Consider the following 13,890-nt stretch of genomic DNA (forward strand, 5'->3'; position numbering starts at 1 on the left):
ATATCAGCATTTTTATAGGTAAAATAACAAGCTAATTTTTTTAAAATCCTCTAATTTAGAATAGTTCAAAATAATTTGGATTATAAAAATTTCTGACGTTATTTTGCGTCTGTTTAGAATTAATCCAAATAAATACTGCAATGTTTAAAATCAAACTTTTTAGTTTTACTTTCCTGTTCACCTCTGCCAGTTTATTATGCCTTGCCCAACAGTTTTCAACCATCACTGGTACAGTTACCACATCTGATGGAAAACCAGCAGCTTATCTTTCAGTTGGTTTGAAGGGGAAAGGCTTAGGAAACGTCACTAATGATAAAGGTATCTATGAGATACCAAGGGTTAAACCAGGTTCTTATATCGTACGCGTATCAGGTGTTGGCATCCAAAGCGTAGAAAAATCAATTATAATCAATACAGGTGAAAACAAAACGGTTGATTTCGTAATCAACCAGAATTCAAACCAGCTCAATGAGGTTAATATTAATAAAGTTAAAGCCAATAAATATGGCGCCCAAAAGAGTGATTATGTAGCTAAAATGCCAATTAGCAACCTGGAAAATCCCCAGGTTTACACCACCATTACCAAAGAAACATTTAACGATCAATTGATTTTCTCAGTTGATGATGCGACACGTAATGCAGTGGGTATTCAAAAAATGTGGGAATCAACCGGGCGTGGTGGAGATGGTGGCGCGTATTATGCCTCGCGGGGTTTTATTGTACAGTCGAAATTAAGAAACGGAATTGCAGGTAATATAACCAGTCGTAATGATGCAGCCAACATCGAAAGTGTGGAAGTAATTAAAGGGCCGTCGGCTACTTTATTTGGCAGCACCTTAACTTCTTATGGAGGTTTAATCAACCGCATTACCAAAAAACCATTCGAGGGCCTGGGCGGTGAGGTAACCTATTCGGCAGGTAGCTATGATTTAAACCGGGTGAGTACCGATTTTAATTTCCCTGTTGATAAAGCCAACCACATTTACGCGCGTATCAATGCATCTTATAATTATAAAGGCTCTTTCCAGCAAAATGTATTCGACAGGGGTTTCTTTGTGGCACCAAGCTTTTCCTATAAAGTAAACGACAAGCTGGATTTTACTTTTGATGCCGAAATTGCAAATGGTAATAATACCTTAAAACCATTTGTTTTCTTTTATTTTCCGGTGAAAGACCTTGGTTTTGATCGGGCAGATCAATCAGGCATACCTTACGATAAATCGTTTACAGGTGATGTGATGAAGCAAAAATACAACAGCACTACTTTCTTCGGCCAGGCCAATTATAAATTTAACGAAAACTGGTCATCACATACCAGCTTTTCATCCAGCTATAGTTTTTCTAATGGCCGGGGAACCTACCTGTTCTTAATTCCCAATAACTATCCTCCACTAGGCAACCCAAATGCTGCTCCGGGCGCCGATCTCATTTCAAGGGCAGATCAATCAACAGATAACAGCAAACTTTACAACTACGAAATCCAACAAAATTTCAATGGGACTTTTAACCTGGGTTCAGTCAAGAACAGGGTTGTTTTAGGCTTGGATTATTTACGTCAAAACTCTGATCAACTCTTTTATGGCATTGATAGTTTCGATTTCACAAATAAAAACGGAACAGGCAGTAATTATAATAATTTCACAGAACAAAATTTAGCCGCCATTTATGCATTAAATACCTATTCCAAATATCCAATTAATTTTAAATCGAACACCTATAGTGCCTACGCTTCTGATGTGATTAACCTAACCGATAGGTTAATAGCTTTAGCTGCCATCAGGGTAGACCGTTTTGATAACAAAGGTAATTCTGACCGTGCAGGTTCAGCACCAAAAGGTGCTTATAAACAAACCGTTTTCTCGCCAAAATTCGGCTTGGTATTTCAGCCTATAAAAGATCAGTTATCATTGTTTGCTAATTATCAAAATGGATTTAACAATCTTAACGGCATAGATTATAAAGGTGAAGCATTTAAGCCAGAGCAAGCCAACCAGATAGAAGGCGGTGTAAAAAGTAACCTGTTTGGCGGCAAATTAACCGGGTCGGTATCTTATTATTACATCAAAGTGAAAGATATTGTAAGGGGTTATAATGGCGATCCGTCTAATCCGAATGCACAGATCCAGGATGGCAACAAAATCAGCAAAGGTATAGAAGCAGAAATTGTAGCCAACCCTTTAAACGGTTTAAACATTATTGCTGGTTTTGCCTATAACGATAACCGTTTGCAAAATGCTTCTCCGGATGTTGAAGGAAGACGTGATGCTTATTCAGCTGCTCCTTATTCGGCGAACTTATGGATTAGTTATAAGTTGGCGGCGGGTGCTTTAAAAGGCTTTGGTTTAGGTGCAGGCGGTAACTATGCCAGCGACAACAAAATTGTAAACAGCGTAAGCCAGGGCGTATTTATCCTGCCTGCTTACGAAGTTTTTAATGCATCGGTATTTTATGATCATCCAAGGTTCAGAATCGGTGCCAAAGTAGACAATTTTACCAATCAAAAATACTGGACTGGTTATAGCACGATGAATCCTCAGGATTTAAGAACTTTTACCGGTAGTGTAACTTATAAATTTTAATAAAACAAACAGGAGCACCTGGATCAGATCAGCTGCTCCTGGTGTCAAAATACAGAAAACATGAAAACTAAAATCTCATTACTATTTTTCTTTCTAGCCTTTGGCATTTCGAGTGCATTTGCACATGCGTTATGGATAGAAACAGCTTCAACGGGCACAAAAGGACAAGCACAGGAAGTGAAAGTTTTCTTCGGAGAATATGAGAGTAACGAGCCTGACTCAGCCGCAAAATGGTTTAGCAATTTAAAAGAATTCAGCCTGGTGTTAACCGCTCCAAACGGAACAACCAGGGTTTTAACCACCGCTCCGGCTGTACGTTTCTTTAAAGCGAGCTTCACTCCAGATCAGGATGGCACTTATAAACTTTCTGTAGTGCATGAGGTTGCTGACATCTATGAAAAAGCTAAAATTGAATATTACGCCTTTGCAGATGTGGCCATAGGAAATGCAAAAATAAACACGGCCTTCCCTGCAACTGCAGCATTAACCATCAGACCGGATAAACATGCCTTAAAAGTGGGTGAAACCTCAGTTCATCAGGTCATTTACAACAAAGCTCCTTTTGCAAAACAAAAGTTAACGGTTGTAAACGCTGAAAGAAAAACACAACCTACTGAAACCGATGGAGAAGGAAAATTCACTTTCAAACCAGCGCAAAAAGGAAACTATTTTTTTGAAGCTTTTACCGAAGATAAAACACCAGGCAAACTGAACGGAAAAGATTATGAGAAAACCTGGCATTTGGTAACCTATACCACCGAGGTTCAATAAACAGATTAATTCAAAGTTGTTAACCAATTGGCGTGTAAAATCGTCAATTGGTTCTTCTATTTAATAAAGCCCAATGTCGCCAACCAAACCCATACAGAAAAAAACAAAGAAATCGCGGATACGAAAAATCAATGACTGGCTGCACTTGTGGCTGGGTATAACATCTGGTCTTGTGGTCTTTCATTTGGGCATTACCGGCTGCATTTTTGCCTTTCAAAAAGAAATTACTGAATTTATCCATAGAAAAGAGTTTTTTGTTGAGGTACCGGCAAATAAAAAAACTATTCCTTTAAGCATATTAAAAGCAACAGCCGAAAAAACCTTGGGCGGCAAGAAAAAGGTTACCTTCATCTCGAGTTATAGGCAAGCTGATCGCGCATGGGAGTTTGGTGCTTACAAGCCGGGTAATCCTAAAGCATTCTGGTATTTTGATTCGATAGATTATTACGACATTGTGTTGATTAACCCCTATACAGGTAAGGTCACATTGGTTTCTGATTATAAATACGAATTCTTCAGTATCATTAAAATGCTGCACTGGAGTTTTCTCATCAACCATCCCATCGGACAGCAGATTATAGGCTGGAGTAGCTTCATATTTGTTTTTCTTTTGATCTCTGGCATGATCATGTGGTGGCCTAAAAATCTTAAAAAATCGAACTTCGATAAAAGTTTCAAAATTAAATGGAAAGCCAAATTTAAACGTATCAATTATGATCTGCATAATGTACTTGGTTTCTACGTCATGATCATTTGTTTAATGCTGGCGTTAACCGGTCTGGTTTGGGCTTTTCAGTGGTTTCAGACTACCGTTTATGTAGTGGCATCTCGCAGTATCTCACCTCCAAAACAAATAGTAGCTCAATCAGATTCGACCAAATCCGTTAAAGCGATACCGTTTGATGTCGCTTTCGAAACTGCCCAAAAGCTATTCAAAAACGCCGAACGCATCGGGATGTCGCCTGCCGGGGGTGGTACGGCAACCATTTACGCAACGGGTTACAGCGGGAAAGAAACCTATTGGAATTTCGATGTTTTGCTGTTCGACCAGTACACGGGTAAATTGCTGGCCCGTAAAAATCAAAGAGATAAAAATGCAGGTGAGGCACTTATCGGCATGAACTACGATATCCATGTTGGCGCTATCTTAGGACTTCCAGGGAAAGTAATGGCATTTTTTGCCAGTTTAATTGCTGCCAGTTTACCTATAACCGGATTTATCATTTGGTGGGGCAAAAAGAAAAAGAACAAAAATCACCCAGGCACGAAAAATTTGCCACAACATCATTAATCACTGTGATATTGAATCCCTTCCATCTGGTTAGATACTGAAATAAATCCGATAACTAACTACCGGATCAGGGTACCAGTTGCTCCCGCTTTTACTCAAGATTTGCCATCTCGTATCAATGAATTGTAGATTTGTAATCCAGCTAAAGAATTACGCTACACCCTGATTACACATCCAGACTAACAATTACTTTATTTTACTAAATTCCGGCATGAAAAAACTCGGATTCTTTCTTTTGCTGTTTTGTGTAATCAACAGTTTTGCACAGGACTCTACTTATACCAGAGGGATCATCAATACCCTTACGTCAAAAGCTTTCTGGGGCAGAGGTTATACCAAAGACGGGATGAAAAAAGCAGGCGATTATATTGCAGTTGCGTATCAAAAAATCGGCTTAGTGCCAATGGGTACAGCCTATAAACAGACCTTTAGTTTCCCTGTAAATACCTTCCCGGGAAAAATGATGGTAACCATTAATGGCGAAAAACTCATACCAGGAAAAGATTTCATCGTAAATAATGAAAGTCCGGGCATTAAACAAATAGCCCAACTAACACCGGTTGACAGCCTTCACTTCCAGGTTAAACCTTCGATACAAGTTTTACTAAAAGATAAATTAACCTGGTCTGTAGCTACCGAAGTTGGGGATATTACGACCATACAGCTCAATAAAAAGAGCCTTAACACCCTACCGAAAAAAATAAGCGTTGACATTGAAAACAAATTTATCCCCGATTTTCAGGCAGCAAATATTTGTGGTTTGGTTAAAGGCACTCAGTATGCTGATTCCTTATTAATCATCACCGCGCATTACGACCACCTGGGCGGAATGGGTGCAACTACCTATTTCCCCGGTGCAAATGATAATGCAGCTGGTGTGGCCACTTTATTGAGTCTGGCCAAATATTACGCCGCTAATCCTCAGCCCTACTCTATTGGTTTTATCTGTTTTGCAGCCGAAGAAGCCGGATTAATAGGATCAGGATATTTTGTAGAAAACCCTCTGGTTCCATTAGGTAATATAAAATTCCTCATCAACCTCGATTTGGTAGGCACAGGCGAGTCAGGCATGACGGTGGTCAATGCCTCAGTTTACCCCAAAGCCTTTGCACAGCTAAATGCCATCAATAATGAACACCATTACATCCCGAAAATCAATCAGAGAGGTAAAGCAGCCAATAGTGATCATTATTTCTTTACTGAAAAAGGTGTTCCCGCATTTTTTATTTATACCCAGGGAGGTCCCTCTGCCTATCATGACATATTCGATAAACCAGAAACCTTACCCCTTACCAAATACAAAGATCTGTTTAAACTAATTGTAGGTTTTAATCAGAAATTAATGAAATAGTTGCATTTTTTTTAGGACCAAAACGATAAACCGCTATTCAAACACCCCGTTATCCATACTCAACACCTAAATCCCCGTTTTTCCGATTGGGATAATATTATCAGCCTTTGGGATAATTAAATTGAGTGGTAAGGCTTGTATACTCATCTTTGAATCAACAAAAACGAACGAATTATGAGAACTATACAAAAACTTAATCTGGTATTACTACTGGTGGCATTTACACTTAAACTGAGTGCACAAAATCAAATCGAAATTGTTATCGTAGCTTCCGCACATGATAACGCTAAATCAACCATAAATTTTCAGGCCATAATTGATAAACTTAAAAATTTCAAGCCTGATATGGTATTTGGTGAATACCTGCCACAGGATAATTATGCTAAACTGGAAGAAAGTAACTGGGCAAAAGAATTGTTTAAAAAGGAGCGTGACTACCTGCAAAAATTAAATCCTGAGTCTCCTAAAAATATAGATACACAGATTAAAAAAGACCTAAAAGCACTTGCAAAATTTGCTTACTATCATCAAACGAGGATGAATTTAGCGGTTAATTATGCTAAAAACTGGGATAGAGGAAATACTGAGTATCAAATCTTTGTGCTAGAGAACTATATGAAACAGCATTTTGGCAAAGAAGAACTTGCCACCTATAAAAAGATGTTTGGTAGTGTAGATTCGTTAAAAAAGATGGGTTTTTACAGACCGGGAAGTGAATACAGCAAAATCTATTTCCCCCTTATTTACCAATTGAAACAAGATCGGATTTATAATATGGATTGCCAGACCTATGATAAACCATGGGGCGAAGCCTGGAATAAAACAGACTCGTTATACAAGATTTTAATCGGCAAAGCGAAAGCCGACAGCAGTTCTCAGGAAGCTGCTACTGTTAACGCTATAGAAAAATACTGGTCTTACAGTAAAGATGAAGCAAATGTATTTAATGCTGACCCTTATGCAGGTATGAATACAGTAAAATATGGTGTTTTAGATGAAGCCTGGAACTTTTATGGCGGATCGCACTTTTATGGATATGCGGGATTTCCGACTGAAACGGTAAAGGAAATGATAGCGCAGTGGACACTGAGAAATGAAGGGATGTGTAAAAATATCATCGAACAGGCGAAAGCTAAAAAAGCAAAAAGGGTTGTAGTAGGAGTTGGTGCATCGCACCGGAAGTGGATGGAAGAAATTTTAGCAAAAAACCCAGATGTAAAAATTATTAACTATAACGATATACACTAAAATTTAACATACGCTCCAGAGCCTCCTTGCCGTGCAAGGGGGCTTTTTTTTTAAAGTTCGCAAATTTTCCCACTGTTAGTTGCAAATGCAACATAAACAGACTACTTTTAAACTAATAAATTAGTTGTTTTTCCTTTTATGCAACATCTGAATGAATTGTTTGTCTGCTTTTTAAACAAACCCCTGGTCCATCACATTTTTAGTCCCGTTTATCACATTTATTGAATTTATAAGGAAATAGCCGATAATTTTAGGTTACTTATTTAAACCAAACATGAAAAAACTCTTACTTTCTCTCACTTTTAGCCTGATTATCTTTAGCCTGTTTGCACAAAAAAACGGAAGCATCACCGGAATATTAGCGGATAGTGCAAACCATAAAACCACATTAAATTATGCTACTATTTCGGTTTATAAAGTTGGTGATAGTGCATTAGCTACTTATAAACTGTCTGATGATAAAGGCGTCTTTAAAATTAATGGTCTGGCCACGGATGTAAAATACCGATTAGTAGTAACCGCCTGGCAATATGGAACTTTTAGAAAAGAAGTAGAACTCAGCACAGCCAATCCGAGTTTAAACCTTGGCACACTTTACCTTTCCACCAAAGCAAATGAATTAAATGAAGTGGTCATATCTGCAGAGCGCCCGCCCGTAATTGTGCGTAAAGATACCATTGAGTTTAATGCCGAATCTTTTAAAACCCTACCATCTGCAGTGGTAGAAGATCTGCTAAAAAAGCTTCCTGGTGTTGCCATTGCAGCCGACGGTTCTATACAGGTTAACGGCAAATCAGTTAGTAAAATTTTGGTAGATGGAAAAGAGTTTTTTGGTGGCGACCAGCAAATTGCAACCAAAAATCTGCCGGCAAATATCATAGATAAAGTACAGGTAGTGGATGATAAGCAGGCCAAACGACGGGCTCCTGATTTAACAGAAGCAGAAATCCCACAAATTATTAATTTAAAGCTCAAGAAAGCTATAAAAAAAGGTGCTTTCGGTAAACTATATGCGGGAGGAGGTTTAAAGGACCTGTATCAGGCTGGAGGATTAATGAACTTCTTCAGGGATACTACGCAGGTAAGTGTTTTGGCTTACGGCAACAACATCAATCAGCCTGGCTTTAACCCCAGTGATGTTCAGCGGATAGGTGGATTTAACAGAAGTGGGGTTAACTCGATGATGATGAGTTCGGGCGGTTATTTCGAGTTTAACGGCATCAATTTTGGTGGAAGTAATGACGGTGTTCAAACTTCATCAGGCGGGGGTTTTAATTTTAACACCATCAATAAAAAAGGGATCAAATTTAATACGCAGTATTTCTTCGGAAAATCGAATAATCTTTTAGAAAAGCTTTCCAACACCAACCAAACCCTTGGCACAGATCGCTTAATTACCAATGCCAATGAAAATACTACTTCTATTATTTTAAAGCATAATATTGGCGGAAAACTGGACTGGCAGATCGATTCTTTAACACAGCTTACCATCGAACCCTCAATTGTATTAAATTCCAATAATTCGATAAGCAAAGTGTCATCTAACAATAGCAACGTCAATAACCAGTTAATCAATGCACTCGAAAATCTAAATGATAGAAACAGCTCCAGCAATAAATATCAGCTAAGGACCGATTTTAATAAAGATTTTAAAAAGCCCGGAAGATCTTTAAACCTTGGTGCCGATATTTCTGCGAGCCCAAACCCTGTTAATAATTATAACAAAAGCACCAGCATTTTTTACCTCACACCTTCAACTTCAGAAATTGACCAGTTACGGCAAAATAGTATAGATAACTTCAGGTCTTACTTCTATGGCAACTATGCTGAGCCGATCAGCAAAAAACTGAAATTTAAAGCCGATATCAATGGAAATATCATCAATAGCGAAAATGCATTAAGTACATTTTACCGTAATCCGGCTAACCAGCTGTATGATATTGTAATACCAAGCTTATCGCAAACCGTTAAACAGAATGGATTCAAAACCAATACAAACATCAGCCTCGGATATAAAGTAACTAAAGATTTCTACCTTCAGCCCGGATTGGTACACAATTATATTTCATTGAACAACCGTTTCACAAATGGAGCAGCTGTTGATCAACGTTATCATTTTATGTGGCCGACATTTCAGTTGACTTATAAAATATTCCGTTTTAATTATACCGCCAGTTTTACAGAGCCTAACGTGAGTTATCTTCAGCCAGTGGCCGACAATACAAATGCGCTTTACATCAGAAATGGAAATCCTAATTTATTGCCAGCCCGCAGGCAGAGTTTAAGCATGTATATGTACAAATATGACCCTAAAAACCTTATTAATTATAATTTATATGGCTATGGCAATTTCACCAAAAACGGCATCATTAACACCGTTACCATCAATAATGGCGTTCAAACGGTTAATCCGATTAATATGAGCGGCATTTATAATTTTCAGGGCGGGGCGAATGTTTCAAAAGATTTCAGGAAAGATAAAACAAGCTTGAAGGTTGGGATGGGTTTTTGGGCTAATTTCGATCATACGCCTGTTATTGTTAACAATATACAAAGCAATGCCAATGTTTTCTATGTTGGCCCAAATGGTAGCATCAGATTGAACCTGAACGATAAAGTAGAAATCAATCAATCATACTACATCAATTTAAACCGTAGCAAATACGATGATAGTTTTTATACCAACATTAGCTACAATACCCATCAGAGTACATCTGAACTGATTATCCGTTATCCTAAAAAAGTCGTTTTCGAAACGAGTTATGCTCTAACCATTAACGAACAAAAAATTGCAGGCTTTAATAATAACATTAAAATCTGGAATGCCGGCCTTACTTACCTGTTTATGAAAAATGATCGGGCCCAATTAAAATTTTCGGTAAACGATATTCTGCAGAGCAACGTAAGAAGGAATATACAGATTATAGGTAACAGTGTTATTGATGCACAAAGCAATAACCTGGGCAGGTACGGCATGCTTACACTTACATATAACATCCAAAACTTCGGTCAAAAAGTTGGCGGCAGACAAACGTTCTTCAGTTTTTAACTACCTTATTCCGAATGTAGTGAAGAGTCTTTGCGCAGGTTTAGTTTGCTGTCATAAGAAGATTCTTCGCTGCGTTCAGCATGACAAATTAGCTTATTGCATTAACGTTAGTCTAACCAGATACTGATCTTCACCATCATCGAAAATCAATTCAGCATTCCATCCTGTTTCTGCGGCAATCTGTTTAATGGTTTCTTCATCTATATAAATCCAGTTAAACCAATTGCCTTTTTCGCCTTTATATTCATACTGGTAAGATACCTCACCGTAGTACTGGTTTTGTGGTTTAGGCAGATCTTCATATAAATAAGCAATATCAGATGAATCAAAAATGACCTGTCCGCCAGGATTGATCAGGTCTTTCAATTTGATTAAAAAAGCTTTAAAACCTGGCAAAGTTCCTGTTAAACCAATACCGTTCATGAGCATGATGATGGTGTCGAATTTCTCCTGATAGGTAAAAATATCCTGTACAAATGCTTTTCTTACTCCACGGTCTTTCATAATGTTTACCGCAGCTTCCGAAATATCTATAGCGGTAACATCGATATTAAATGCCTGTAGCACTAATGCATGGCTCCCCACACCGGCGCCGATATCCAGCACCTTTCCATTACACATATGCAAAGCCTGAAGCTCTAAAACGGGCATATCTTCATCATCACGGAAGAAGAATTCCAGTGGCATTTCCTCCGGTTCTCCGTAAGAATTGTGTAACCAAAGGGTATCAGCCTCGCCTGTTCTGTAAATATCTGTTAGCGCTTTACCAAAAACATCCATAATGCAAAGATACTGAAAATGGGAGATGTATAAATGGATGATGGAAAAGGGAAGATGGGAAATGGAAACGGTAAATTTTATGTTGAGGTAAATTTGGTCGGGATTTGTAGTCCCGCTTCAAGGGCCGGGGATTCGAAACTCGTATAGAAAAGTCTGGATTATAAAACCCAGACCAACAATTTTAAAACATTTTTATGCTAACTCATATACCTGGTGGTATTCTGGTATAGCCACATGTTTAAACCCTTTATCTTTTAATTTAGTAGCGAAACTTTGCTGTACTTCGTACTCTCCGTGTACCAGAAACAACTGTTTTATCTGAGCAGGATCCTGACCAGATAAAAAATGCAATAAATCTTCGTAATCGCCATGCGCACTCATCGATTTTATGGATTGCACTTCAGCTTTAACTTCATATTCATCGCGAAAAATTTCAACCACCTTATCTCCGGCAATTAGTTTTCCACCAAGCGAATTCGGTTCGCAATAACCTACCATTAAAATGGTGTTTTTCTGGTTGCTGATATTGTTCCTGATGTGATGTTTTACCCTTCCGGCCTCAGCCATACCTGATGCAGAAATAATTACACAAGGTCTTGGATCAGCATTTAAGGCTTTTGATTCTTCTACACTTTCGACGAAACGCAAGTCTTTGAACCCAAAAATATCATGATCTACTTTTAAAATTTCTTTAACCCCATTATTGTATACCTCGGGATGGTTTTTAAGAATTTGAGTGGCTTTTGATGATAAAGGACTGTCTACGTAAAAGGGAACATCAGGCAGTTTACCTTTCAGCTCTAAGCCATTTAAAGCATACAGGAGTTCCTGCGTACGGCCAACAGCGAAAGCAGGGATAATTACCTTTCCTTTTTTAATTTTACAGGTATTATTGATGACCTCCAAAAGCATATCTTCGATCGGATCGAGATTTTTATGTAGCGAATCGCCATAAGTTGATTCCATCAGGATATAATCAGCCTGATCAAATTTTTGCGGACTTTTTAATAACAAGTCGCCATAACGGCCAACGTCGCCAGAAAAGGTAATGCGGGTGGTTTTTCCATCTTCTGTAATACTAAGATGAACAGCAGCACTGCCCAAAATGTGGCCTGCGTCAGTAAATCTTAACAGAATCCCCTCTTCGATTTTAAAATCCTCTTCGTATTCCACAATTTTCATCTGGCCAACCGTTTTGGTCACATCTTCCTCCGTGTAAAGTGCTTCTTCCATCTCTTCGCTTTCCCTAAGATTACGGTTGGCATATTCAGCATCCTGCATCTGGATCTTGGCAGAATCCATCATTAAAATGCGGGCCAGGTCCATTGTAGCCGAAGTACAGAAAATCTGCCCTTCAAATCCTTCAGCAACTAATTTGGGCAACAGGCCGCAATGATCTATATGTGCATGAGATAAAATGAGGTAAGTGATTTTTTTTGGATCAAAACCAAAATAATCGTTTAGTTTATCGGTAACATGGCCCATCCCCTGGAACAAGCCACAATCTAATAAAATCTGGGTGCCGTTTTTTAAGGTAATAAGGTGCTTACTTCCCGTAACCGTACGGGCCGCACCATGAAAAGCAATGTTCATCAATATATTGGTTAGCGCATATATAGCTAAAAAATGCCGGAATATTTCCGGCACTTTCAATTCGTTACCCGTTTATTTCTGCTACTTTATCTTTAACCTTATCTGCAACATTTGTAGCTTTATCGGCCAAACCTGCCAGTTTATCTTTCGAAGCATCTAAAAGATCAGCAAAAAAATCCGATACTTTATTTTTAAGATCGCTGGTCGAATCTGATGATAATGCCAATGCGATAGTTGCACCTAATGCTGCTCCGGCTAATACGCCTACTATGATTTTTGTTTCTTTTTTCATGGTCTTAGTGATTTACTTATTAAACATAATTAACCCACAGGTGTTTTTATTTTTTTCATCTTACAAAAACCAATCCATAATGAAACGAATATTCTTTATAGACTTAGACAATACCATTTATTTTACCAGGCAGAACGAAGAACAACTGATGGGGGAGTTATACCGTTTCCTGGAAAATTTAGATTTAGGAATTAGCCAGGCTGATTTTCAGTTAGCCAAACAGGAAATGTTGAGGACGCCTTTTCTAAAAGTAGCTAAAAAGTATCGTTTTAACGAAAAGGTGATGCCTGAAGTAATTTCCTATCTTGAAAACAGATCTGTAACCCAGCCGCTGAAACCCAGCGATGATTACCATTATATCAAAAGCTTAACCGGCCGAAAATTTATTGTAACAGCAGGTTTTCCAAAACAACAACTGTCAAAGGTAAAAATGCTGGGCATTGCCAATGATTTTGAAGAAGTACATGTGGTGGATGTTTCAAGCACCAATAAGAAAGAAAGATTTGAAATGCTGATCGATCAGCATCAACTTAACAAAGACGATATTCTGATTATTGGCGATGATGCAGAATCGGAAATTAAATTTGGCCTGGAACTGGGGATAACTACTTTTCTGCTAGATCCTGAAAACCTGCACCCTAATGCTGAAAGCACTTTCAAAGGAACTGATTTGAGTAGTCTTCACGCAGTAGCGGGGCAGTAATAAAACGAAGATCGTCTCGACTGAAGCGTAGTGGAATGGAGATATCTATCTTAACAGATTTAGCTTCGCTGAGCACTACGTGGTTCTCGACTTCGTTGCACTTCGCTCGACATGACGTTAACTTTATTAAAATTACCGATCGAGTAGGAAGATAGGGATTATTTCCCTATCTGTCCTCTCACACCACCGTACGTACCGATCGGTATACGGCGGTTTGCCAGAATAACTTCGTT

At 38.4% G+C, this 13,890-nt stretch carries 10 protein-coding genes; 7 read left to right on the plus strand and 3 right to left on the minus strand.

The window, feature by feature from the left end:
* The first annotated feature begins 140 nt into the window (after positions 1–140).
* The 6 genes from ACIQXP_RS23840 (at position 141) to ACIQXP_RS23865 (ending at position 10,289) form a co-directional block, all read left to right on the plus strand.
* Complete coding sequence (locus tag ACIQXP_RS23840) at positions 141–2,579, plus strand: TonB-dependent receptor domain-containing protein (protein ID WP_387508296.1); 2,439 nt, start codon at positions 141–143, stop codon at positions 2,577–2,579.
* 60 nt (positions 2,580–2,639) lie between these two features.
* Positions 2,640–3,350 carry a DUF4198 domain-containing protein gene (locus ACIQXP_RS23845; RefSeq protein ID WP_293742627.1) on the plus strand — a complete coding sequence of 237 codons (711 nt, stop codon included), beginning with the start codon at positions 2,640–2,642 and terminating at the stop codon, positions 3,348–3,350.
* A gap of 73 nt (positions 3,351–3,423) precedes the next feature.
* Positions 3,424–4,641 carry a PepSY-associated TM helix domain-containing protein gene (locus tag ACIQXP_RS23850; protein ID WP_387508298.1) on the plus strand — a complete coding sequence of 406 codons (1,218 nt, stop codon included), beginning with the start codon at positions 3,424–3,426 and terminating at the stop codon, positions 4,639–4,641.
* Between the two features lie 211 nt (positions 4,642–4,852).
* Positions 4,853–5,992 (plus strand): M28 family metallopeptidase, encoded by a 1,140-nt coding sequence (locus ACIQXP_RS23855; protein WP_387508300.1) that lies wholly within the window; start codon positions 4,853–4,855, stop codon positions 5,990–5,992.
* A gap of 174 nt (positions 5,993–6,166) precedes the next feature.
* Positions 6,167–7,240: a DUF5694 domain-containing protein gene (locus tag ACIQXP_RS23860; protein ID WP_387508302.1), complete on the plus strand. Its 1,074-nt coding sequence runs from the start codon at positions 6,167–6,169 to the stop codon at positions 7,238–7,240.
* A gap of 274 nt (positions 7,241–7,514) precedes the next feature.
* On the plus strand, positions 7,515–10,289 hold the full coding sequence (locus ACIQXP_RS23865; protein WP_387508304.1) for an outer membrane beta-barrel protein: 2,775 nt from the start codon (positions 7,515–7,517) through the stop codon (positions 10,287–10,289).
* Positions 10,290–10,382: 93 nt separating this feature from the next.
* Here the strand turns inward: ACIQXP_RS23865 and ACIQXP_RS23870 are convergent, their stop codons facing one another.
* The 3 genes from ACIQXP_RS23870 to ACIQXP_RS23880 all read right to left on the minus strand — a co-directional run bounded on the left by ACIQXP_RS23870 (position 10,383) and on the right by ACIQXP_RS23880 (position 12,954).
* Positions 10,383–11,069: a class I SAM-dependent methyltransferase gene (locus ACIQXP_RS23870; protein ID WP_387508306.1), complete on the minus strand. Its 687-nt coding sequence runs from the start codon at positions 11,067–11,069 to the stop codon at positions 10,383–10,385.
* Between the two features lie 192 nt (positions 11,070–11,261).
* Complete coding sequence (locus ACIQXP_RS23875) at positions 11,262–12,662, minus strand: MBL fold metallo-hydrolase RNA specificity domain-containing protein (RefSeq protein WP_387508308.1); 1,401 nt, start codon at positions 12,660–12,662, stop codon at positions 11,262–11,264.
* A gap of 64 nt (positions 12,663–12,726) precedes the next feature.
* A complete protein-coding gene (locus ACIQXP_RS23880) occupies positions 12,727–12,954 on the minus strand; it encodes a YtxH domain-containing protein (RefSeq protein ID WP_293742634.1) in 228 nt (75 codons plus the stop codon).
* Between the two features lie 79 nt (positions 12,955–13,033).
* On the opposite strand from ACIQXP_RS23880, the gene ACIQXP_RS23885 reads away from it, so the two are divergent.
* A complete protein-coding gene (locus ACIQXP_RS23885) occupies positions 13,034–13,657 on the plus strand; it encodes an HAD family hydrolase (protein ID WP_387508311.1) in 624 nt (207 codons plus the stop codon).
* The last annotated feature ends 233 nt before the right edge of the window (positions 13,658–13,890 follow it).

The sequence above is a fragment of the Pedobacter suwonensis genome (genome assembly GCF_044762335.1).
GTDB lineage: Bacteria > Bacteroidota > Bacteroidia > Sphingobacteriales > Sphingobacteriaceae > Pedobacter.

What these genes read in the sequence shown, in the direction of transcription:
- ACIQXP_RS23840 (WP_387508296.1), top strand. Translation starts at nt 141, where the DNA reads ATGTTTAAAATCAAACTTTTTAGTTTTACTTTCCTGTTCACCTCTGCC.
- ACIQXP_RS23845 (WP_293742627.1), top strand. Translation starts at nt 2,640, where the DNA reads ATGAAAACTAAAATCTCATTACTATTTTTCTTTCTAGCCTTTGGCATT.
- ACIQXP_RS23850 (WP_387508298.1), top strand. Translation starts at nt 3,424, where the DNA reads ATGTCGCCAACCAAACCCATACAGAAAAAAACAAAGAAATCGCGGATA.
- ACIQXP_RS23855 (WP_387508300.1), top strand. Translation starts at nt 4,853, where the DNA reads ATGAAAAAACTCGGATTCTTTCTTTTGCTGTTTTGTGTAATCAACAGT.
- ACIQXP_RS23860 (WP_387508302.1), top strand. Translation starts at nt 6,167, where the DNA reads ATGAGAACTATACAAAAACTTAATCTGGTATTACTACTGGTGGCATTT.
- ACIQXP_RS23865 (WP_387508304.1), top strand. Translation starts at nt 7,515, where the DNA reads ATGAAAAAACTCTTACTTTCTCTCACTTTTAGCCTGATTATCTTTAGC.
- ACIQXP_RS23870 (WP_387508306.1), bottom strand. Translation starts at nt 11,069, where the DNA reads ATGGATGTTTTTGGTAAAGCGCTAACAGATATTTACAGAACAGGCGAG.
- ACIQXP_RS23875 (WP_387508308.1), bottom strand. Translation starts at nt 12,662, where the DNA reads ATGAACATTGCTTTTCATGGTGCGGCCCGTACGGTTACGGGAAGTAAG.
- ACIQXP_RS23880 (WP_293742634.1), bottom strand. Translation starts at nt 12,954, where the DNA reads ATGAAAAAAGAAACAAAAATCATAGTAGGCGTATTAGCCGGAGCAGCA.
- ACIQXP_RS23885 (WP_387508311.1), top strand. Translation starts at nt 13,034, where the DNA reads ATGAAACGAATATTCTTTATAGACTTAGACAATACCATTTATTTTACC.